Annotated in this window: 18 protein-coding genes and 4 pseudogenes; 11 read left to right on the forward strand and 11 right to left on the reverse strand. The window is 71.3% G+C overall.

Going from position 1 to position 20,139, the window contains the following annotated elements; translation table 11 throughout:
* The first annotated feature begins 150 nt into the window (after nt 1–150).
* A complete protein-coding gene (locus tag ABZV34_RS19915) occupies nt 151–399 on the forward strand; it encodes an SDR family oxidoreductase (protein ID WP_356278016.1) in 249 nt (82 codons plus the stop codon).
* Nucleotides 400–418: 19 nt separating this feature from the next.
* On the opposite strand, the gene ABZV34_RS19920 is transcribed toward ABZV34_RS19915, so the two are convergent.
* A complete protein-coding gene (locus tag ABZV34_RS19920) occupies nt 419–811 on the reverse strand; it encodes a cupin domain-containing protein (protein WP_356278296.1) in 393 nt (130 codons plus the stop codon).
* Nucleotides 812–1,052: 241 nt separating this feature from the next.
* Between ABZV34_RS19920 and ABZV34_RS19925 the strand changes: the two genes are divergently transcribed.
* Together ABZV34_RS19925 and ABZV34_RS19930 are read left to right on the forward strand one after the other, a co-directional pair.
* Nucleotides 1,053–1,949 carry an RNA polymerase sigma-70 factor gene (locus ABZV34_RS19925; protein ID WP_356278018.1) on the forward strand — a complete coding sequence of 299 codons (897 nt, stop codon included), beginning with the start codon at nt 1,053–1,055 and terminating at the stop codon, nt 1,947–1,949.
* Nucleotides 1,950–2,395: 446 nt separating this feature from the next.
* Nucleotides 2,396–2,809 carry an Ohr family peroxiredoxin gene (locus ABZV34_RS19930; RefSeq protein ID WP_356278299.1) on the forward strand — a complete coding sequence of 138 codons (414 nt, stop codon included), beginning with the start codon at nt 2,396–2,398 and terminating at the stop codon, nt 2,807–2,809.
* 37 nt (nt 2,810–2,846) lie between these two features.
* Here ABZV34_RS19930 and ABZV34_RS19935 read toward each other — a convergent pair.
* Nucleotides 2,847–3,375: pseudogene (locus ABZV34_RS19935) on the reverse strand (cytochrome b N-terminal domain-containing protein); the annotation flags it as partial.
* 342 nt (nt 3,376–3,717) lie between these two features.
* On the opposite strand from ABZV34_RS19935, the gene ABZV34_RS19940 reads away from it, so the two are divergent.
* Entirely contained in the window at nt 3,718–4,497 is a 780-nt protein-coding gene (locus ABZV34_RS19940; RefSeq protein ID WP_356278021.1) for an RNA polymerase subunit sigma, read from the forward strand.
* Between the two features lie 22 nt (nt 4,498–4,519).
* On the opposite strand, the gene ABZV34_RS19945 is transcribed toward ABZV34_RS19940, so the two are convergent.
* Both ABZV34_RS19945 and ABZV34_RS19950 read right to left on the reverse strand, forming a co-directional pair.
* Nucleotides 4,520–4,864, reverse strand: coding sequence for a hypothetical protein (locus ABZV34_RS19945; RefSeq protein WP_356278024.1), 345 nt, complete (start codon nt 4,862–4,864; stop codon nt 4,520–4,522).
* An 87-nt stretch (nt 4,865–4,951) separates the two neighbouring features.
* Nucleotides 4,952–5,215: pseudogene (locus tag ABZV34_RS19950) on the reverse strand (NAD(P)/FAD-dependent oxidoreductase); the annotation flags it as partial.
* Nucleotides 5,216–5,617: 402 nt separating this feature from the next.
* Between ABZV34_RS19950 and ABZV34_RS19955 the strand changes: the two are divergent.
* From ABZV34_RS19955 to ABZV34_RS19970, 4 genes are all read left to right on the forward strand, one after another.
* A complete protein-coding gene (locus ABZV34_RS19955) occupies nt 5,618–6,307 on the forward strand; it encodes a hypothetical protein (protein ID WP_356278027.1) in 690 nt (229 codons plus the stop codon).
* A 398-nt stretch (nt 6,308–6,705) separates the two neighbouring features.
* Nucleotides 6,706–8,481 (forward strand): phosphatidylglycerol lysyltransferase domain-containing protein, encoded by a 1,776-nt coding sequence (locus ABZV34_RS19960; RefSeq protein ID WP_356278302.1) that lies wholly within the window; start codon nt 6,706–6,708, stop codon nt 8,479–8,481.
* A gap of 187 nt (nt 8,482–8,668) precedes the next feature.
* The gene (locus tag ABZV34_RS19965) at nt 8,669–10,018 is read left to right on the forward strand and encodes a histidine-type phosphatase (protein WP_356278030.1); all 1,350 of its coding nucleotides are present in this window, start codon (nt 8,669–8,671) and stop codon (nt 10,016–10,018) included.
* A 130-nt stretch (nt 10,019–10,148) separates the two neighbouring features.
* The gene (locus ABZV34_RS19970) at nt 10,149–11,174 is read left to right on the forward strand and encodes a sporulation protein (RefSeq protein WP_356278033.1); all 1,026 of its coding nucleotides are present in this window, start codon (nt 10,149–10,151) and stop codon (nt 11,172–11,174) included.
* A gap of 62 nt (nt 11,175–11,236) precedes the next feature.
* Here ABZV34_RS19970 and tatA read toward each other — a convergent pair whose 3' ends face one another.
* From tatA to ABZV34_RS19985, 3 genes and pseudogenes are all read right to left on the reverse strand, one after another.
* On the reverse strand, nt 11,237–11,509 hold the full coding sequence (tatA, locus tag ABZV34_RS19975; protein WP_356278304.1) for a Sec-independent protein translocase subunit TatA: 273 nt from the start codon (nt 11,507–11,509) through the stop codon (nt 11,237–11,239).
* Between the two features lie 124 nt (nt 11,510–11,633).
* Nucleotides 11,634–12,277: pseudogene (locus ABZV34_RS19980) on the reverse strand (magnesium-translocating P-type ATPase); the annotation flags it as partial.
* A 21-nt stretch (nt 12,278–12,298) separates the two neighbouring features.
* Nucleotides 12,299–12,715: a metalloregulator ArsR/SmtB family transcription factor gene (locus ABZV34_RS19985; protein ID WP_356278036.1), complete on the reverse strand. Its 417-nt coding sequence runs from the start codon at nt 12,713–12,715 to the stop codon at nt 12,299–12,301.
* A gap of 576 nt (nt 12,716–13,291) precedes the next feature.
* On the opposite strand from ABZV34_RS19985, the pseudogene ABZV34_RS19990 reads away from it, so the two are divergent.
* Nucleotides 13,292–13,591, forward strand: a pseudogene (locus ABZV34_RS19990) (HEAT repeat domain-containing protein); the annotation flags it as partial.
* A 42-nt stretch (nt 13,592–13,633) separates the two neighbouring features.
* Here the strand turns inward: ABZV34_RS19990 and ABZV34_RS19995 are convergent.
* Nucleotides 13,634–14,221, reverse strand: coding sequence for a hypothetical protein (locus ABZV34_RS19995; protein ID WP_356278038.1), 588 nt, complete (start codon nt 14,219–14,221; stop codon nt 13,634–13,636).
* A gap of 204 nt (nt 14,222–14,425) precedes the next feature.
* Nucleotides 14,426–15,055 carry a TetR/AcrR family transcriptional regulator gene (locus ABZV34_RS20000; protein WP_356278041.1) on the reverse strand — a complete coding sequence of 210 codons (630 nt, stop codon included), beginning with the start codon at nt 15,053–15,055 and terminating at the stop codon, nt 14,426–14,428.
* Between the two features lie 373 nt (nt 15,056–15,428).
* On the opposite strand from ABZV34_RS20000, the gene ABZV34_RS20005 reads away from it, so the two are divergent.
* Nucleotides 15,429–17,042 (forward strand): GMC family oxidoreductase N-terminal domain-containing protein, encoded by a 1,614-nt coding sequence (locus ABZV34_RS20005; protein WP_356278043.1) that lies wholly within the window; start codon nt 15,429–15,431, stop codon nt 17,040–17,042.
* Nucleotides 17,043–17,107: 65 nt separating this feature from the next.
* On the opposite strand, the gene ABZV34_RS20010 is transcribed toward ABZV34_RS20005, so the two are convergent.
* Nucleotides 17,108–17,785: a uracil-DNA glycosylase gene (locus ABZV34_RS20010; protein WP_356278046.1), complete on the reverse strand. Its 678-nt coding sequence runs from the start codon at nt 17,783–17,785 to the stop codon at nt 17,108–17,110.
* Between the two features lie 228 nt (nt 17,786–18,013).
* Between ABZV34_RS20010 and ABZV34_RS20015 the strand changes: the two genes are divergently transcribed.
* Entirely contained in the window at nt 18,014–18,937 is a 924-nt protein-coding gene (locus ABZV34_RS20015; RefSeq protein WP_356278049.1) for a hypothetical protein, read from the forward strand.
* 147 nt (nt 18,938–19,084) lie between these two features.
* Here ABZV34_RS20015 and ABZV34_RS20020 read toward each other — a convergent pair whose 3' ends face one another.
* Nucleotides 19,085–20,131 carry a lactonase family protein gene (locus ABZV34_RS20020; RefSeq protein ID WP_356278052.1) on the reverse strand — a complete coding sequence of 349 codons (1,047 nt, stop codon included), beginning with the start codon at nt 20,129–20,131 and terminating at the stop codon, nt 19,085–19,087.
* Nucleotides 20,132–20,139 lie beyond the last annotated feature (8 nt).

Consider the following 20,139-nt stretch of genomic DNA (forward strand, 5'->3'; position numbering starts at 1 on the left):
GGCCCCCCCCCCCCCGCGGCCCCCCCGCCCCCCCCCCCCCCCACCCCCGCGCCGACGACGTCCGGCACGAACCTGCCTTCTCGCTCGACGGCACACGCGTCGTCGGACACTCGCCCGACTTCTCTGAACAACGCCGGCGCCACGGCCGTGATGCCGCTCGCGGAGAGTGACCGGTCGGTCATCGCCAGGCTGTTCGACCTCAACGTGACTGCCCCGAGCATGCTCGCCCACGCCGCTCTGCCGCACCTGCGCGACTCCTCGGGTTCCCTCGTCGACGTCTCCAGCACCTGCGGGCACCGTCCTCTGGCCGGCGGGGCCCATTACGCCGCCACCGAGAGCGCACTCGAGCAACTGACCCGGGCTGGGCCCTCGAACTCGTGTCCGACGGCGTACGGGTGAACCTCCGCGCCGCCGCGGATCAGCCTCCTGGGCGCGGAGCACGCAGATGGGTCCGCCGCGCCAGCTCCTCCTCGTCGACCAGCGTGAGCATCGGCGTGCCCGGTGCGCAGAGCATGGTCACGACGAACCGGCACGGCGCGTCCGTACGGGCGTTTCCGTCCTGATAGTGGATGACGTCACCGCCCGGCTCCCAGAACGTCTCGCCGGCCTTGACGACGCGTTCCGGTTCGCCTTCGAGCTCGAAGCGCACCTCGCCCTCGAGCACGTAGCCGAAGGCCGGTCCCGAGTGGCGGTGCGGAGGGGTACCGGGGTCACCGGGGGGCCACTGGACGAGGATCGTCATCCCCGCGGCGCCCTCGGGGATGTGGGGCGGTTCGACGTCCTGCAGGACTGTCACCGCCGTCTTCCACACCTCGGAACGCGGCCGGTCCGACGTCTCGCCCGACGAGTCGTTGTTCGACACTACGGCTCCCTCCGTGCTGGCCCGCGCTCCGTGCTGGCCCGCGGCGACGGTGTCCGTCGCTGATCAAGCGTGCACGGGTCCGAGGGAGAGCACAACACGAGGCGTGCACGGCGGGGCGGGACGCGTGTCCTCACCACGCGTCCCGCGCATACGGCCGGTAAAATGGGGGACCCAGACCTGAAGGAGATCCATGTCCGCCGGGGATGACGCAGGCTCCCTCGACCAGGCAACGAGGGATTTCGTCGCGGCCCGTCCCCAGCTCTTCGGTATCGCCTACCGCGTGCTCGGCAGCGCCGTGGAGGCCGAGGACATCGTCCAGGAGGCATGGCTGCGGTGGCAGGGCACCGACCGCACCGACATTCGCGAACCCGCGGCGTTCCTGGCCACGGTCACCGCCCGCCTGGCCATCAACCTCGCACAGTCCGCCAGAGTCCGGCGTGAGACCTACATCGGACCCTGGCTCCCCGAGCCCGTCGACACCAGCGTCGACCCGCAACTGGGCGCGGAACGGGCGGAAGCACTCGACCTCGCCGTCCTGTTCATCCTGGAGAAACTGAACCCGGTGGAACGGGCCGCCTACGTCCTGCGGGAAGCCTTCGACTACCCCTACGGACAGATCGCCGACATCCTGGAAACCAGCGAACCCAATGCGCGCCAGCTCGTCAGCCGCGCCCGCAAACACCTGTCGGCCGAGCGCAGAGAACCCGTCAGCCCCGACGATCACCGCCGACTCCTGGAAGTCTTCCTCGTCGCCGCACAGACAGGCAGCCTGTCAGCGCTCGAAGAAGTACTCAGCGCCGACGTCGTCAGCTACTCCGACGGCGGAGGCATCCGCGGCGCGTCCAGGATCCCGGTCGTCGGCCGCCCCCACGTATCCAAGTACCTCGTCGCCTTCGCCCCACGGTTCTGGCCCGAGACGGACATCCGCTGGGTCGAGAGCAACGGCAGCCCCGCCGTCCTCGTCACGTCCCACGGAAACCCGGTCGTCCTGCTCTCCGTGGACGCCTCCGAACGCGGCATCGAACGCATCCTATGGGTCATGAACCCCGACAAACTCGGACCCTACGCGGCATCGTTGAGTGCCTGACGGTCCTTCCGGCCCGGACTGTGCGGTGGTGCCCGACAGGCGTGGAGACACAGGGCACCGGGGTACGGGCCCGCGGCGGTCGCAAGCACGGCCCCGGCTGTCACAACCGGGGCGGCCGGTCGGTCAACCAGCTGTCCGAGACCGGGGGCTTGCCCATGACACAAAGGCGCGGGACACATGGCACTTGGTACATCCGGCTCGCTGGGCTCCGCCCACCGCCGGTCCTCCCGCATGGGCTGCCGGCCTGAGGTGGTCCCGGCATGCTCCCGCCCTCCCACGGCGGTGCCGACCCCGCGGCCGGCGGTGGCCGGCGACAGCGCCCGCGCCCGCGCCGGAGCCGGTGCCGGTGCCGGAGCCGTGCGGTGACCGACGGGATCCGGTTGCCTCCGCCGTCCACCGCCAAGGACTTCGACGCGGAGTCCTTCGTTCCCCTCTACCGCACGACGGTGACCGTGAGCGGGGGGACAGCACGTCACGGGCGGGCCTCGGGAAGGGCGCTCTCGGCCGACGGCGTCCTGGATCTCGGCCTCGGTATGCCCGCCGAACTGGGAGGAGACGGCCGGGGAACGAATCCCGAGCAGTTGTTCGCCGCAGGTTTCGCCGCCAGCTTCCACGGCGCGCTCAGCCTGGTGGCACGCCATGCGGCCTTCGACCCCGCCGTGATCTCCGTGGAGGCGACCGTCGCGCTCGGGCGGGACCCGGGGGACGTCGGCCACCTGCTGTGCGTCGACCTCGTCGTGAGGTGGCCCGGCATCGACCCCGAGGCGGCCGCTCCGCTGCTGGCGAAGGCCGATTCACTGTGCCCCTACACGAAGATGGCCTGGCGGGGGACGCCGACGACCATCACGCTGACGTCGTAGCCGGGCCACGGGACAGACGGAATGAACGCTGTCACAACGTCCCTGACAGCAGGTCGTCCGGAAGGTCGTACCCCGTCAGGCCCGCGAACATTCGCAGGACCAACAGCAGGAAGCCGAAAACCCAGTTGAGCTCACGAGGCTTTCGGAACGCTCCGGTGAAGAACACGCGCAACAATGTGGACCAGCATCGCGGCGACGAAGACCAGCGCCGCCCAGTGGTGGACCTGCCGGATGAGCAGGCCACCCCGTACGTCGAAGGATAGGTGCAGGGTCGAGTCGAATGCCTCCGACACCGACTGTCCCCGCAGCGGGGCGTAACTGCCCTGATACGTCACTTCCTTCATCGACGGATGGAAGAACAACGTGAGATACACGCCGGTGACGACGATGACGAGAAAGCTGTAGAGGCATATCTCGCCCAGCATGAACGACCAGTGGTCCGGGAACGCTCTTCGCGCGCTCTCCCTGACCCGCCCCCGCACACCCAGGCGCCCGGAGGCCCGGTCGGCGACCCTCTCCCCCGCGGGACCTCGCCCCACAGGCTGTTGCTGGCTCCCGCCGCTCATGCCTCCGCCACCCCCCGCACATCGTTCGGGAACATCGCGATCGACCGACAGGAACTCGGGCCGCCCCCACTCCTATGACCGGCCCAGAAGTGTCGATGTGACGCCCCGGCCCATGTCACAGGAGCCGTGCCTGCCCGGTCTGAATGAGTGGGACGAGAAAGGGGAAACGGCGTCTCATTCGCCAGGACTTCACTGCCGGACGCCGAAATCACTGTCCGGGCACGGGCGTGTACGTACCGGCCTCGTACTGTCGGGCCGGCGATACCGCTCAAGGCCTCCGGAACCGCGAGGAGAATTTCTGTACGGCCGTGTGACGCGGCCGTCCGTGAGGGAGAATGCCGTATGGATCGTGTCGCTGCGGTGCCACTCGCGGAGTTGCTGGACGAGCGCCGCTATCTGCTGGACGTGGCCTGCTGGATGCTGGGCGGCGCCGGTGCGGCGGAGCGTGTGGTCGACGAGACGTATCGCCGGTGGTACGGGCTGCCGGACGCGGCGCGGGGCCGTATCGAAGTGCCCCGGTCCTGGCTGGCGAGGACCGCGGGCGGTATCTGTCTCGGCCGGCTCACCGGACCCGGCCCGCTGGACGACGCCCACGTCATCGCGGGTTCCGCGGACCGGCTTCGGAATGCCGAACATCCCGCGGCCACGCTCCTCGTCGACCACGCACGTCACGGCGTTCGCCCACAACCACCGCGGCCCGTCACGGCGAGCCGGCACGACGTCCTCGCCCGAGCGGTCCGTGAGGCCTGTGCGGCGCAGGACGCCGGACTGCTCGTCTCACTCCTCGCCCCGGACGCCACGGCGCTCTTCGACGGGGGCGGCAAGGTCCGCGCACTGGCCAGGCCCGTGCACGGCAGACGGCAGGTCGCGGCGAGCCTGCTGACCCTCCTGGCCCTGCACCCGCGCACCACGCTGACCGCCCACTCGGTCAACGGCCGCACGGGCCTGGTGGCCCGCTACGACCACCAGGTCGCCGCCGTCATCAGCCTCACCCTCACCGGCCGGCGCATCACATGCGTCTCGATCGTCCTCAACCCCGACAAGCTCCGCCCCTGGAACCGCCCGCCCGGCTGCCCCGGCCGGCCGGAGGGTCCGTCAGCGCGGAGCGACGGCCGGCTCTGACCGTCCGCCATCCTGTCGGGTCTCAGGCCGACGCCCCGACGACCAGCGCGACGCTGACCACGACCATCATCGCGGTGATGAGAGCCATCGCGGCCAGCGTTCCCCGGAGCCATCGCCCGAAGCGGATGTGGTGCCGCTTCTCCACCATGCTGATGCTGTCGGCGAGGTGCTCGGTCACCATCCGGGCGACGTGCTGCTGCTCCTCGACGTACCACTCCTCGATCTCGGTCCTCTGCTGCCGGGTCAGGCCGGGTACGCGTGCGGTGAAATCCGCCGCGCGCCGGTGGGCCGCGCGCAGATGGGACTCCCGGTACAGGAAGTTCTCGATGTCGTTCAGGCCGCGCGCGGCCTCCTCACTCGCGTCCAAGGTGCCCTCCAGAGGGGTAGACGCTTTCCTGCCGCCGGGCACCGGCCGCATGCTCAGGCCCGCTCACATGGCCGTGCGCCCTGTCGCTCACCCGGCTCCTCCGCCGGAGCGCCGCGGCCCGCCACTCGCGAGGAACGCGTCCCGTCGGTGCTGAACGGAGGCGAGGGAGACGAGATCGCGGCCGAACAACGCGGCGGTGAGCCGGACGGCGAGCACCCGGACCTTCCGCTCCCAGGTGGGCACGGCCAGGACGTGGTTTCCGCGCTGCATCAGCCAGGCGGGAAATCCCTTGATGACGATGCTCCTGTACTGAAAGATTCCGCGTCCCAGGCCCAGTGTCGCCACCACGCCCGGCACGGGTTCGTCGGCCGTACCCACGCGAAGGTCGGGGCGGGCCGTCACCTCCGGAAGGAACGGCTGGTACGTCATAGAGGGACGCGGGTCGACGACCGCCACCCGCACCTCACCCGTATGCAGGGCCTTCTCCAGGCTCCACGCGGTGCAGAAACCCGCGTTGCCGCCACCGACGATCACCATCTCGCGCATGGTTCCCTCAGTCCGTTGTTCGACACCGGAATAGACCGGGTGGGACGGGGTGGTGTGACACCCGCAGGAGCGGTAACGAGACAAGGGGCGCGTCGTGGCCTACGGGCCTACGGGCCTACGGGCCTACGGTAAACGCAAACCCTACATACTGTAGGGTTTGCGTCATCATGAGTTCGTCATGAGCCTCTTACGTCTCGGGGGACCCCTGTGAAGGAACGTGACGCCGATCAGACGGCGACGGGTGACGGCTCCTTCGAGCGGGTCCTGGACCGGGCTCTGCGATCCCCCCAGATCATGGCAGCGATAGAGCACTCCGGCGGCGCGGACACGCGCGAGCGCCTGCGCGGCGAGGCGCTGATGGCGCGCGCCGCCCTCTCCCGGACCGCGGCCGCCGAGTACGGCCGCTACCTCGGACTGCGGGCCCCGACCGGCCACCTGCCGCACCCGGGCCGACATGACAGTCCATCAGAAACCGTCGTGTGTACGCGGGAGAGCTCCGTCTCCGTGTCCGCGCTGCTCCTGCCCAGCCTCGGCGTCGTCGCCGCCGGCGTCTACGTCCTGAGCGGGTTCGACCTGCACGCCCTGGACGTACGCCCCCATCTCAACGACGGCCTGATCATGGTGGTGGTGATCCTGGCCGCCGTGACGGCGGGGGCGGCGCTGGGCGATCTGGTCTGGTCGCTGGCGACCCGCCGCCGTCCCGCGCCAACAGACCGTGAGCCCGGTGGCGCCGAGGCGAGACAGGCCCATCTGGACTGGCAACAGGCCCTTCTGGAGCGAGGGTTGATCCCTTTCCTGCTCGGGCGCCTGGACGGGCCGGAGCCCGTTCGGTCCTCCGGGACGGAACGGCCGAACCGGTCCGAGCGGGCCTTCACACCGGGCAGCGCGAAAAAGTAGCCGCCCGAGCGCGGCCGGGGCGGCCGAGGCGGCCGGCCGGCGGCTCGTCGATCGCGCTTCGATTCTTACCGCTTCCTTACCCCGCGACACCGCGCGGACCAGGCATTCTTACCGTGCGGGGCCCGCCGGCGGCTGGTCGTCAAGATCTCCGACGGCGATCCTCACCTTGGACACAACTCACCTTTCCTTACGGGATGTAGGGTTTCCCCCGCTCTGCGATTCCCAGGAAACGCACAGGTTCGCCCGGCCCGTCCCCACGGCTTTCTTCCCACCCCCTCATGCCAAGGTGATGCTGCACCGTGTCTGCACAACAGCCAGCGCTCGTCCCCGGACAGCGGAACTCGACATCACGGCGGACCGCTCCCGCCGAAGGGTCCGCCGGCGGCGCGGGGCCACGACTGCGGCTGCGGGCCGCCGCGGCCACCGTCTGGTATCTGCGGCTGCTCGCGCTGCTCAACCTGGTGGCAGTCGTCTCCCTGCCGTTCCGCCAGGAGGTGCACGAGCACAACGCGGGTCAGTTCTTCACTCCGTACCTGGCCACCGCCGGATTGATCTCGGCGGCCCTGGCGCTGTTCCTCGCCCTGGTGATGAGGCGCCGCAAGCGGGCCGCGTGGATCTTCAACATGCTGCTGGCGGGACCGCTCTTCGGGCTGTACGTCCTGGCGCTGACCCAGGCCCCCTACCGACGCCACGGTTTCAACTGGTTCTCGACTCTGTTCACCGGACTGTTCGTGCTCGCGCTGCTGCTCGGGCGCTCCGAGTTCCGGGCCGTCGGGGACCGCTCCAACCCCCGGCTGGCGCTGGCCGTCGGCGCCGGCGGCGTCCTCGTGAGCGGCACCCTCGGGACCCTGCTGGTGAGCGCCACCAACAAGGTGTCCGGGGCGCCGCTGAGCGACCGGATCGCGTACACCCTGCTGCGCGGGGTCAGCGTCGGCCCGCTCGCCGACCGTCTCGACTCCGTCGTCGCGCCCGGCTGGGTGGACGTCCTCATCAACGTCCTGATCGCCGCCACCTTCCTGCTCGTTCTCTACGCGTGCTTCCGCGCCCCTCGCGGCAGTGAACTCCTCGGCGAGGACGACGAGAAGCGTCTGCGCGCGCTCCTGGCCAAGCACGGCGAGCGGGACTCGCTGGGCTATTTCTCGCTGCGCCGCGACAAGGCCGTCATGTGGTCGCCGAGCGGCAAGGCGGCGATCGCCTACCGCGTCATCGGCGGAGTGACCCTGGCCTCGGGCGACCCGATCGGTGACCCGGAGGCCTGGCCCGGCGCGATCGAGGAGTGGCTGCGCGAGGCACGCCGGCACGCGTGGACACCGGCTGTGATGGGCGCCGGTGAGGAGGCCGGTACCATCTACGCCCGGCACGGCCTCGACGCCCTCGAACTCGGCGACGAAGCCATCGTGGAGCGCGCGGACTTCACCCTCGAAGGACGTGCGATGCGCGGAGTGCGTCAGGCGCACAACCGGATTCGCCGGGCCGGGTACACGGTCCGCATCCGCCGCCACGCGGACATTCCCGAGGCCGAGATGGCCACCCTGATCGACAAGGCGGACCACTGGCGGGACGGCGAGACCGAACGCGGCTTCTCCATGGCGCTGGGACGGCTCGGCGACCCGGGCGACGGCCGCTGCGTCATGCTGGAGTGCCACGACAGCCGGGCCGAGCCGCGGGCGGTGCTGAGTTTCGTGCCCTGGGGCGAGAGAGGGCTGTCACTCGACCTGATGCGCCGTGACCGGGACTCCGAGAACGGGCTGATGGAGTTCATGGTCATCGAACTTCTCCTGAGTGCGCGGGAGTTCGGGGTACAGCGGCTGTCGCTGAACTTCGCCATGTTCCGGGCGGTCTTCGACCGGGGTTCGCGGCTCGGCGCCGGGCCCGTGCTCCGGCTGTGGTGCACCGTGCTGACCTTCCTCTCCCGCTGGTGGCAGCTCGAGTCCCTCTACCGGGCCAACGCCAAGTACCGGCCGGTCTGGGAACCCCGCTACCTGCTGTTCGAGAAGAGCAGCGACCTGCCCCGCATCGGGATCGCCACAGCCCGCGCGGAGGGCTTCCTCGCCACGCCCGCGCTGCCCGCCCTCGGCCGTCGCGGACACCCGCGGACACGGGAGGGAAAGACCCAACCGCCGCACGACGGTGCGCCGTCGAGTCCGACGTCCGGTTCGCCGTCCGGTTCGTAGTCGACTCGGCCGTCCGCCGGGTGACGCGACGTGCCCGGCCGGTGCGGGACCGCCCGTGGGCTCCCGTACCAGCCGGCTCCCGCACCGGCCGGGCACCCGTCGCCACGCCCCGGTCACCGGGCGTTCACGTCTTCCGGCGACGATGCGGCCGACCGCCCGAGCCCGCTCCGGAGGAATCGACCACCCCATGAAACGCATCCCGGCCGCCCCCGCCCTGGTCCTCGCGCTCTTCGCCCTCCTCCCCTGCGCCCTCCCGGCGGCAGCGACGGGAGGACCCGCCGGTTCCTACGGGCCGAAGACGCCGTACACCCCGCAGCAGGACGCCCGTTCGTATCAGCGGGCACCGAAGGGCTTCGCCCCGGTGTTCACGGAGAACGTGTCCCGGCACGGCTCCCGCGCGGCGACGAGCGGTGAGGACGGGGAGTTGATCCTGCACCTGTGGGACATGGCCGCGAACGAGGGTGAACTCACGCGCGCCGGCGCGGAGTTCGGTCCCCAGGTACGGTCCCTGACCGCCGCGATGGAGAAGGTCGGGTACGGCAGTCTCAGCGGCCGGGGACAGCGGGAGATCCAGGGCACCGCGGTCCGTATGGAGCGGCGGCTGCCCGGACTGTTCGCGCGGATCGCCCGGGACGGCGAACCGATCGACGTCGTGAGTTCGGGCCAGGGCCGCGCTGTCGACAGCGGCCGGCTCTTCGCCTCCGCCCTCGCCGACACCGACCCCGCGCTCGGCCCCCTCATCGGCCCGGCGCGGGCCGACGCCGACCTCCTGTACTTCCACAAGTCCGCCGGGGGCGCCGCCTATCGTGACTACCTAGCGAACGACCAGCGACTGGCCACCACGCTCAGGAACATCACCGAACAGCCCGCCACCCGTCGCGCGGCCCGCGGCATCCTGAAGAAGATCTTCACCCCGGCCTTCGTCCGGCGCATCACGGCGGGCGAGTTCTCCTCGATCGGCTCCGAAGTGGACGCGGCGCAGGCGGTCTACAACCTGTACAGCATCGCCCCGGCCATGAGCGACGAGGGCGACTGGCACCTGGAGCGCTACCTCGCCCCGCGCGACGCCGCCTGGTTCGCCTACCTCGGCGACGCCGAGGACTTCTACGAGAAGGGTCCCGGTTTCGCCGACAGCGACATCACGTACAGGATGGCGGACGTCCTGCTCGACGACTTCTTCGAGAAGGTCGAGGCCAAGCGCGCGGGAACCAGCGACCTGGGCGCGGAGCTGCGCTTCACCCACGCCGAGGAGATCATCCCGCTCGCCGCGCTGATGCGGCTGCCGGGCAGCGCCGGGCCGGTGACGGAGAGCCGTCCCTACACCTACGCGGACAACTCCTGGCGGGGCGGGTCGGTGGCTCCGATGGCCGCGAACATCCAGTGGGACGTGTTCCGCAAGGGGAACACCTATCTGGTGCGGATGCTCTACAACGAGAAGGAGACCGCGTTCAAGCGTGGCTGTGAGCCCGTGCGGAAGGGCAGCTCGTTCTACGACCTGGACGAACTGGAACGCTGCTTCGGCCGCGAGCTGTCGTGACCGCCGCCTCCGTCCAGGTGACCTGGGAACTTCTCCGCCCGCACCGTCAGTTCTGACGAGACCGGCCCGGCGCGCGAGCGTCGGGCCGGTTCGGAACGACGAGTGCGATCAGTGAAGGAGCCACAGCGGCATGGTGTTCAAGAGGCTGCTCGGGGCGATGGGCGCAGGCGGCCCCTCGGTGGACACGGTTCTCGACGGCGGCGCGGTGGCGCCGGGCGGAATCCTGTCGGGACAGGTCCATCTCCAGGGCGGCGGCGCGGACGCGGAGATCGAGCACATCGGGCTCGATCTGATCGCCCGGGTCGAGGCGGAGCACGAGGACGGGGAGAGCGAAGGCGGCGTCGTCTTCGAGCGGTTCACCGTCGGCGGCGGTTTCCGCCTGGCGCAGGAGGAGCGGCGCAGCATCCCGTTCAGTGTGCCGCTGCCGTGGGAGACGCCGGTCAGTGAGTTGTACGGGCAGCCGCTGGGCATCGTGCTCGGGGTGCGGACCGAGCTCGCCGTGGCCGGCGCGAGGGACAGGGGAGACCTCGATCCGCTCACCGTTCGGCCGCTGCCGGTCCAGGAAGCGGTTCTGGAGGCGCTGGGACAGCTGGGGTTCGGCTTCCGGTCGGCCGACCTCGAGTACGGCCACATCGGAGGCACGGGGCAGCGGTTGCCCTTCTACCAGGAGATCGAGCTGGCCCCGGCGCCGCGGTACGCGCACGCGGTGAACGAGATCGAGCTGACCTTCCTCGCCACGCCGGCCGGCATGGAGGTCGTGCTGGAGGCTGACAAGCGCGGCGGACTGTTCGAGTCCGGGCACGACGCCCTCACCCGTTTCACGGTGAGCCATCAGGACGCGCACACGCTCGACTGGAACAGCGAAGTCGAGGGCTGGATAAGGGAGTTGGTCGAGCACCGGGCGTCGTACGGCTCGCACGCCTCGTACGGCCACGGCGATCCGTACGCCGCCGGGAGCGCGTACGGGCACGCGCCCGGCCACGGTGGGCACGAGGGCCGCCACTCCGGACCCGGTGTGGGGACCGCGATCGCGGCCGGCGCGGCGGGACTCGCGGTGGGCGTGGTGGGCGGCCTGGTCGCGGCCGAGGTCGTCGACGAGGTGGGCGACTTCTTCGAGGGCGACGACGACGAGGACGGGGAGGGCGAGGAGGACTGAGTCCCGAGCGATGTCCGTACCGGGCGGCCGTGCGTGCCGACCCGGTACGGACGCCGGGAGTGTCAGCGCGCGGTGCCGGGAACGTCGGCCGTCGTGCGCGGGGCGTCCTGCCCGGCGGTGTCGCGGAGGGCGTCCACGGTGGTGCCGCCGTGGGTGCCCGGCTCGGTGGTGGCCGCGGGATTCTCGTCCTTCATCGCCTTGGCCTCGCTCTTGAGGATGCGCATGGACTTGCCGAGCGCGCGGGCGGTGTCCGGCAGCTTCTTCGAGCCGAACAGTACGATGAGCACGATCCCCACGATCAGCAGGTGCCAGGGTTCCAGTCCGTTGCGGAGCATCGTGCGCCCGCCCTTCCTCGCATCGGTCGAGGAAGCGTCCCGCGGGTCGCCACCCCAGAAGATTGCCACTTTGCGGGACTGTACAACCATGGTTCGGGCCGGAGGGCCTCGGCCCGTTGTGCCGCGCTCCGGTCGCCGGCACGACCGCCGTCCCGCTGCCCGTCCCCACGCTGCTGCCCTGGAAGCAGAGCTGCCGCTGCGCGAAGTCCCCCCTCGCGGTCTCCCTGGTGGTTCCCCTTGTGGTCGCCCTCATGGTCGCCCTCATACGAGGGTTCCGGCTTGTCGGCCGCGTTCTTGGTGACGGCCGCCGACTCACCGGTCAGCGCCGACTGACGCACACTCAGCCCGCTCGCGCGCAGCAGCCCTACGTCGGCCGGGACCAGGTCGCCCGGTCCCAGCCGTACGACATCACCGGGCACCAGCTCGGCGACCGGGATGTACCGGACCGTCGCCGGCCCGTCGGCGTCGGCGTCGGCGCGCCGGACCACGGTCGAGGTGTCGGCGACCAGCCGGCGCGGTCCGGCCAGGGACCGGTCGGCCCGATGCTCGTCGGACGCCCGCAGCACGCAACTGACCGCGACGAGCGACGGTGTGCGCGCCGAAGCCGAGCAGCCGTTCCGCGGCCTCCGTCTCGGTGCGGCCGCGCGGACCACTGTCCAGACGCCGCAGGACCTGGAGCGAGGTCGGACTGTCCGGGCTCTGCGGGCTCGCAGGGCTCCGGGAACAGGGTGAACTCGACGTGCCGGACGCACGGAACCTGCTGGACATGCTGGACAGTCGCGGCACCTCTCAGGCGCCGAAGCCGCGCAGCCGCCCCGCGCCCTGCGCGGGCAGCCCGGACCGGTCGGCTCGATCGGCCCGGTCGGCCCGGTCGGCCCGGTCGGCTCGATCGGCCCGGTCCGTCAGTTGTCCGACCATGAGGCGTACCACGGTCACCACGTCCGGGTCGTCGACGAAGTAGACCTGGCGCCGGCCCTCGCGCCGGGACCGTACGAGGCCGGCGAGCTTCAGCTTGGTGAGGTGCTGGCTCACCGCGGGCAACGCCCCGCCGACACGCTCGGCGAGCCCGGTCACGTCGCTCTCGCCCTGCGCCAGCGCCCACACGATGTGCAGCCGTGCCGACGACGCGAGCAGACCGAAGGCCGCGGCCGCCTCCGCCAGCACCTCGGCGGACGGATCGTCGAAGCCGCCGACCTCTGTCGCCACCGTGATTCCTCCCCCTCGCCGGGATCGTTTCGCGCGAACCGCCCCGGCCGCCATGTGAACCGCCCCAGTCTAGGGAGCCCGGCCGGCAGCGGGGGCGGGACGGGACCCGACCGGGCCGGGACGGACGCAAACCGGGTCCTGGCGGCCGGACGCCGACTGTCAGTGCCGTGGTGCACACTCACGATCAGTTGCCGAATGTCCGGGGAGGACGCCGTGTTCACGGGGATCGACGAGGTCGACTGGGCCTCGATGGAGCATGCCTATGGAAGCGCGGAGGAAGTACCCCGGCTGCTGCGGGGGCTGGCCTCGCCCAGCCCTCAGGAGCGTGAGAGAGCGCTCGACGGAATGTACGGGGCCGTGCACCACCAGGGCGACGTGTACGACTCGACCCTCGCGTGCGTCCCCTTCCTGTTCGCGCTCGTCACCCGGTCTGAACTCCCCGACCGGAGCGGCATCGTGGAACTGCTCGTCAGTATCGGCGGAGGCGCGGCTCCCCACGAACAGCCCCTCGCGGACACGGATCCCCCCGGGGAGGGGCCGCTCGAAGGGGCGGATCCCGCCGACGACAACTACGCGATGGCCCGCACCGCGGTACGGGCCGGTGCCGCGGTCTTCGCCGAGCTGGCCGGGGACCGGGACCCGGAGGTGCGCCGGGCGGCGGCGACGGCCGTGCCGGTCTTCCTCGACGAACCGGATCGGGTGCTCGGCCTGTTGACGGGGCGGCTCGACGAGGAAGAGGAGGAGCGCGTCCGCCCGGCCCTCGCCGAGGCCCTCGGCCTCTTCGCGCGCCTGCGTCCGGCGGCCGGTGCCGCGGCCGCGGACCGCCTGGTCGCGCTCTGCTCCGCACCGCACGACCCGGGGCTGCGCCTCGCCGCGCTCGGCCAACTCGCCGACTGCGCCCCGAGGACGACATTCGCCTCAGCCTGTCTTCCGCCCCCACAGTGGTCCGATCCGCTGCCACTCCTCGTCCCACTGCTCCATGCGGCGCCGCTCCATACGCCCGCGCACGAGTCGCCCGCCCATGAACGGCACCCCCGCGGCGCTCACCCCCATCAGGATCCCGACCAGCGAGGCGCGCAGCCGGGCCTGGGAGGGTGAGGCGGGCCTGGTGACCAGCCGGCCGCCGCCGTCCGTCCACACGGTGACCGGGGTGCCCGCGTGACTGCCGACCGAGACCAGGGCCTGGCCGGCACGCGGCGAACCGTCCGCCGCGGACCAGCGGACCTTCGCCCACACCCTGTCGGCACCGGTCGCCGACGCGGGCGACTTCGGCACGTCGTCGGCGAGCAGCGCCAGGACGGAGTGCCACTCGGCGCGCTGCCGGGCGAGGCCGTGCTCCACGGACTGCGTCGCCAGCAGGCCGACGAGCACCCCGCCGAGCACGGTGAGCGCACCGGCGACGAGCACGATCCAGGCCTCGACGGCGTCACTGCGACGCCGCAGCGGATTGCGCCGCCATCTCCACAGCCATCCGTTCGGAACCTTCGGACCACGGAATGCCGGCATCAACGGCGTCCTCCTCACGACCGCACGGACATGTCACGTCGACCTCCCATACGGGCTCGGTCCCTCCGATGCTCACAACGAGCCCGTCGACGCGTCCGTTTCAGCGCTCCCGTCACTCTCCGCTCTCCGTCCCCCGCCCCCCGTCCCCCGCCTTCCGCCCTCCGCGGACGGACCGTCGACGGACACCGCCGACCGGCACGGCCGTCATTGACTCCCGTGCTGTCGCGACATCGCCGAGATGTGCTCGGTGATGGCCTCGAAGAGGAGGAGGCCCTGATCCACCAGGTCCTCCCTCGAGACGTCCAGGACTCCGCTGAACCAGCTCAGGGACATCTCGCCGATCGCCCCCACGACGGCCACGGACAGGGCGGCCGTGTCGATACGGGGGTCGAGCGGCCGCTCCCTCAGCAGGGAGTCCACGAGGCCGCTCATCCGCCGCAGGCCCAGGCGCCGTTCGCGCGCCGTGAGGGGGCCGGCGCCCAGGGATTCCGCGAGTTTGACGCGCCCTTTCTTCGGGTCTTCCAGAGGAAGGCCGACGACGACGTCGATCATGTTCCGTGCCCGGTCGCACAGCGGCTGGTCCGTGCCGATCGCCTCGGCGCACCGGGTGATCTGTTCCTCGTAGATCTCCCTCATGAGCGCCGCCATGAGGGCGTCGAGGGAAGAGAAGCTCTCCGCGAAGTACCTGTCCTTCAGGCCCGCGTGGCGGAGCACCGCGCTGATGGAGGTGTGGGCGTATCCCCGGCTGGAGAAGAGTTCGAGACCGCTCTCCATCAGGCGCCGACGGCGGAGCGAGGCGCGCTGCTCCGCCGTCGCTCCGCCATAGGTCCTCACGGTGTCCACCTCTCCTGAGGTGCTGTTCTGCGCTCACGGTGCGTTGCCGCGAACCAGGTCCGGCCGACCCTCATCGGAGCCTTGCCCACCATTCTTCAACGCGATTCTACCCATCTGGTGACGTTCTACCCCAGATGGGTGTAACGTCGCTTTTATTCAGCAATGAACCAGGGAAGCGCTCCTCACGAGGTGGGTGTCCGCCGCAGGGGGCGTCCCGGACGCGGCCCGCCCGCAGGCTCGATGCGCCGGGCGACGGCTTGAAGGACCGGGCCGGTATCAGGCCCGCGTACCAAGGTGCTCGGCTCACCACCGGAGGCGGCCGCCCGCCCCAGGTGAGTCCGGGCGGCGGCGTCAGCCGGGCGAAGGAGCCATCATGACTTCCACCGGAACCGAAGGCTTCGACTACGTCATCGTGGGCGCAGGGAGTGCCGGTTGCGTGCTCGCGGACCGTCTGAGCCGCGACGACCGTGTCCGCGTGCTGCTCCTCGAAGCGGGCGGCCCCGACACCGACGAACTCATCCACACCCCGGCCGCGCTCGGAATGCTCTTCCACTCGCACGCCGACTGGAACTACCGGACGGTCGGGCAGGCCACCCGGGGCCGCACCTTCTACTGGCCCCGCGGCAAAGTACTGGGCGGCTCGTCATCCACCAACGTGATGGTCTACATCCGAGGCAACCGGCACGACTACGACGGCTGGCGTGACGAGCACGGAGCGAAGGGCTGGGGGTACGACGACGTCCTGCCGTATTTCATGAGGTCCGAGTCGAACCGCCGCCTCGGCGGGCCGTACCACGGATCGGAGGGACCCCTGCATGTCGAGGACCGCGTCTACACCCACGACCTCTCACGGGCCTGGCTGGACGCCGCCGTGGAGTGGGGACTCGATCCCAACGACGACTTCGCGGGCGCGTCCCCCGTCGGCGCCGGCCCCTACCAGGTGACATGCCGTCACGGACGGCGGTGGTCCGCGGCCGACGCCTATCTGCGCCCTGCCCTCGGCCGGCCCAATCTCACGGTACGCGTCGACGCCCTCGCGACAGGGATCACCTGCGACGGCTCACGCGCCACCGGTGTCGCCTATCTCCTGGACGGTCAGGAGCGGTCGGCCCATGCCGACATGGAGACCCTGCTCTGCGGCGGAGCCGTCAACTCCCCCCAGCTTCTGCTCCTGTCGGGCATGGGCGACCCCGGCGAGCTGCGCGATGCGGGGATGGACGTCCGCGTTCCGCTGCCCGGGGTCGGACGGAACCTCCAGGACCATGTGATGGCCCCCCTCGTGTGGGAGACCCGGGACTCCACGGACATCGTCCGGGACCTGCTCACCCCGGAGAACCTCGAACGATGGCGCGCCCACGGCGACGGGCCCTTCGCCTCCAACTACGGCGAGGTCGGCGCGTTCCTCAACGTGACGGACGGCGACAGCCGTCCCGACGTCCAGCTGATCGGAGGCGCCACGGCACTCATCCTCAGCGGCGAGGTCGTCCCGGACCGCCCGGTGTTCACGATGAACTGCGCCGGCCTGAACCCCCGGACCCGTGGCACCGTCCGTCTCGCGTCCGCCGATCCGCGGTCCCCACCGCTGATCGATCCTCGGTACTTCGACGAGCCGGCGGATGTGAAGGTCATGGTCGCCGGACTCAGATCGGTCATGGGCATCGCCCACCGCGCGCCGTTCGCCGGACACCTGGCACGGTCCTATCTGCCCGCCACCGACGACACGGTCTCTCCGGACTCCCTGGACGACGCGGCCCTCGAAGAACATGTCCGCAGGTGGAGTGCCACGTCGTACCACCCGGTGGGGACCTGCGCCATGGGAACCGGAGAGGACTCCGTCGTCGGTCCGGACCTGGCGGTCCACGGGGTCGAGCGACTCCGTGTCGTCGACGCCTCGGTCATGCCCACCGTCACCAGCGGAAACACCAACGCGCCGACGATCATGATCGCCGAGAAGGCGGCTGACCTGATCCGGCAGCGGTCACGCTGACCGACGCCGAAGGGGCGTGGCCTCTGCCGCGAGGCGGGGACCGCCTCGCGCAACGGGTCCGTGCCCTACGGCAGTTGCCAGTCCACCGGCTCGGCGCCCTGCCGCAGCAGCAGATCGTTGGCCTTGCTGAACGGCCGCGAACCGAAGAAGCCCCGGTCGGCCGACATCGGAGACGGGTGCGCGGACTCGATCGCCGGAAGATCCCCCAGCAACGGGCGCAGATTGCGCGCGTCACGCCCCCAAAGGATCGACACCAGTGGCTTACCGCGCGCGGCGAGCGCCCGGATGGCCTGCTCCGTGACCTCCTCCCAGCCCTTGCCGCGGTGCGCGGCGGGCTTGCGCGGGGCCGTCGTCAGCGCCCTGTTGAGCAGCAGCACGCCCTGCTGCGTCCACGGCGTCAGATCGCCGTTCGACGGCCTGGGCAGCCCCAGGTCGGAGTGCATCTCCCGGAAGATGTTCTCCAGACTGCCCGGCAACGAACGGACCTCGGGCGAGACCGCGAAACTCAACCCGATCGCCATGCCCGGCGTGGGATAGGGATCCTGACCCACGATCAGGACGCGCACGTCGTCGAAGGGCTGCTGGAAGGCCCGCAGGACGTTCGCCCCGGACGGCAGATAGGTCCGGCCCGCCGCTATCTCGGCCCGGAGGAAGTCCCCCATGGCCGCGACGCCTCCGGCCACCGGCTCGAGAGCCTTCGCCCAGCCCGCTTCGACAAGTTCATACAAAGGTCGTGGTGCCACGGTGCGTCACTCTACTGGCACATGCAGGCGCCCTGCATACATACGGAAACCCGCCGGACCAGTGCAGTTGACCCTCGTCCCGGCCGCCTCGGGTCACAGCTCAGGCATGTCCGGCATTAATGATCATTTCTGATCCACGCGTAACTCATCCGACAAAAGCGGACGGATACCGCTCACCTGCACCCTCCCCGAACAGGGGAGCCCAGGAAACCAGTAACATGCGGCGCCATGAGCTCCCCCACTGGGCCCGCGTCCGGCCTGCCAGTACGAATGCCGCGACCCCGCCAGCCCGGGCGGCACCGCCGTCCGGAGCCCCTGGCGGCTCCCGAGGGCGCGCCCGCGCTCGTCCTCGCGGTGCCGGGCACCTCCAGCGCGGCCACGCGCAGCCTCGCCGAGGAGGTCGTGAGCATCGCGCGCTCCGAGCTGCCCGGCCTCGACGCCCGCATCGGGTACCTCGACGGGGACGACGCCGAGTACCCCACGCTGCAGTCCGTGCTCGCGCGCGCCGCCGAGGAGCGCGCCCCCCGCTTCGAGCAGGCCCGTGCCGCCGGTTCCGACGTGTCCGCGCCCGACGGCCCCGTCGCCGTCGTGGTGCCGCTGCTCGCCGGTCCGGACAACGCGCTGCTGCGCCGGATCCGCCAGGCCGTCATGGACAGCCGTGTCGCGGCCGACCTGACCGACGCCCTCGGTCCCCACCCGCTGCTCGCGGAAGCGCTGCACGTGCGCCTGTCCGAGGCGGGTCTGGCACGCGCCGACCGCGCCCGGCTGTTCACCGTGGCCACCGCAGCCGACGGCATCATCCTCGCCTCCGTGGGCGGCGAGGAGGCCGTACAGGCGGCCGGTATCACCGGCATGCTGCTCGCCGCGCGCCTCGCCGTGCCGGTGATGGCAGCGGCGCTCGACGAGGAGGGCGCGATCGCGGCCACCGCCGAGCAGCTGCGCGGCTCCGGCTCCCAGCAACTGGCGCTCGCGCCGTACCTGATCGGCCCGGAGATCGACGCCGGCCTGGTGGACGAGGCCGCCAAGGAGGCGGGCTGCTCCGCCGCCGAGGCGCTCGGCCCGTACCCGGCGATCGGCAAGCTCGCGCTGGCCAAGTACACCGCGGCGCTGGGCATCGCCCCCCAGCAGCCGCAGGGAGCGCCGGTCCGCTGACCGGCGCCGTACCACCTCTCGTACTCCGAAGGGCCCGCTCCTGATCCCAGGAACGGGCCCTTCTCGCGTCGCTCCCGCGGACAGCCGCCCGCGCCCTCGCAACCTATTTCGCGGGTCCCGCGGGCAGCCGTACGGTCGGTGGCCCGCTCAGCCGAAGACCACGCAGGACGCCGCCGGAACCGGCACCGAGCCGCCCCGCCGCGGCACCCCCGATTCCGGGTCGACGGCGAACCAGGTCACGTCGCCCGAGCGCTCGTTGGCGACGTAGAGGAAACGCCCGGAGGGGTCGACGGCCAGGGCGCGCGGCCAGACGCCCCCACAGGGCACCGTGGCGGCCAGCCGCAGCCCCTCACCCACCGGGTCGGGCGTCAGGACGGAGAGGACGTCCTGGCCCCGCGTGGCGGTCCACACGAAGCGGCCGTCGGGCGACACCACGATGCCCGAGGGGTACGCGTCGCCGTCCGGGACGCCCGAGAGCACCCGCGTCTCGCCGACGGGCCGCAGCGAGCCCTCCAGGGCGTTCCAGCGGCACACGGTGACGGTGGGCGCGAGCTCATTGAGCACGTACGCGTGTTCGCCCCGGGGGTGGAAGGCGAGGTGGCGGGGTCCGGAGCCGGGGCGCAGCGCGATCTCGCGGTGCAGCGCGAGCCTGCCGCCCTCCAGCGTGCACACCCGCACCGAGTCCGTACCGAGGTCGACGCTCACCGCCCAGCGCCCACTGGGGTCGGACTGCACCTGATGGGCGTGGGGGTCCTTCTGGCGCCGGGTGTGCGGTCCGGAACCGGTGTGCTGGAGCACGCTCGTGACGACCCCGGCCAGCGTGCCGTCGGCGCGGACGGGCAGGGCCGTGACGCTGCCGGAGTCGTAGTTGGCGGTGAGGACGTGCCCGGCGAAGACACTGAGGTGGGTGGGGCCGCTGCCGCCGACCGGCACCAGGGGGCCGGCCGGTTCCGGCTTGTCACCGCCGACGCGGTACGCGGCCACCGCGCCGTCGGCCGTCTCGCTGACCGCGTAGAGCATGTCGCGGGTGGGCGACAGAGCGAGGTACGAGGGGTCGGGCACCCCGTCCACCGTGCTCAGGACGGTCAGCGCGCCGCTGTCGCGGTCCACGGCGGCGGTGAGGACTCCCGGGCCCCCCGCCGCCGTGAACGACCCGATGAACGCCCGGTGTTCCCGCCTGCCGCCGTCTGCCACTGCCGACC

The sequence above is a fragment of the Streptomyces sp. NPDC005195 genome, from assembly GCF_040608315.1.
GTDB classification, from domain to species: Bacteria; Actinomycetota; Actinomycetes; order Streptomycetales; family Streptomycetaceae; genus Streptomyces; species Streptomyces kaempferi.

What these genes read in the sequence shown, in the direction of transcription:
- ABZV34_RS19940 (WP_356278021.1), top strand. Translation starts at nt 3,718, where the DNA reads ATGGATCGTGTCGCTGCGGTGCCACTCGCGGAGTTGCTGGACGAGCGC.
- ABZV34_RS20015 (WP_356278049.1), top strand. Translation starts at nt 18,014, where the DNA reads ATGAGCTCCCCCACTGGGCCCGCGTCCGGCCTGCCAGTACGAATGCCG.
- tatA (WP_356278304.1), bottom strand. Translation starts at nt 11,509, where the DNA reads ATGCTCCGCAACGGACTGGAACCCTGGCACCTGCTGATCGTGGGGATC.
- ABZV34_RS19965 (WP_356278030.1), top strand. Translation starts at nt 8,669, where the DNA reads ATGAAACGCATCCCGGCCGCCCCCGCCCTGGTCCTCGCGCTCTTCGCC.
- ABZV34_RS20005 (WP_356278043.1), top strand. Translation starts at nt 15,429, where the DNA reads ATGACTTCCACCGGAACCGAAGGCTTCGACTACGTCATCGTGGGCGCA.
- ABZV34_RS19925 (WP_356278018.1), top strand. Translation starts at nt 1,053, where the DNA reads ATGTCCGCCGGGGATGACGCAGGCTCCCTCGACCAGGCAACGAGGGAT.
- ABZV34_RS19970 (WP_356278033.1), top strand. Translation starts at nt 10,149, where the DNA reads ATGGTGTTCAAGAGGCTGCTCGGGGCGATGGGCGCAGGCGGCCCCTCG.
- ABZV34_RS19915 (WP_356278016.1), top strand. Translation starts at nt 151, where the DNA reads ATGCCGCTCGCGGAGAGTGACCGGTCGGTCATCGCCAGGCTGTTCGAC.
- ABZV34_RS19995 (WP_356278038.1), bottom strand. Translation starts at nt 14,221, where the DNA reads ATGCCGGCATTCCGTGGTCCGAAGGTTCCGAACGGATGGCTGTGGAGA.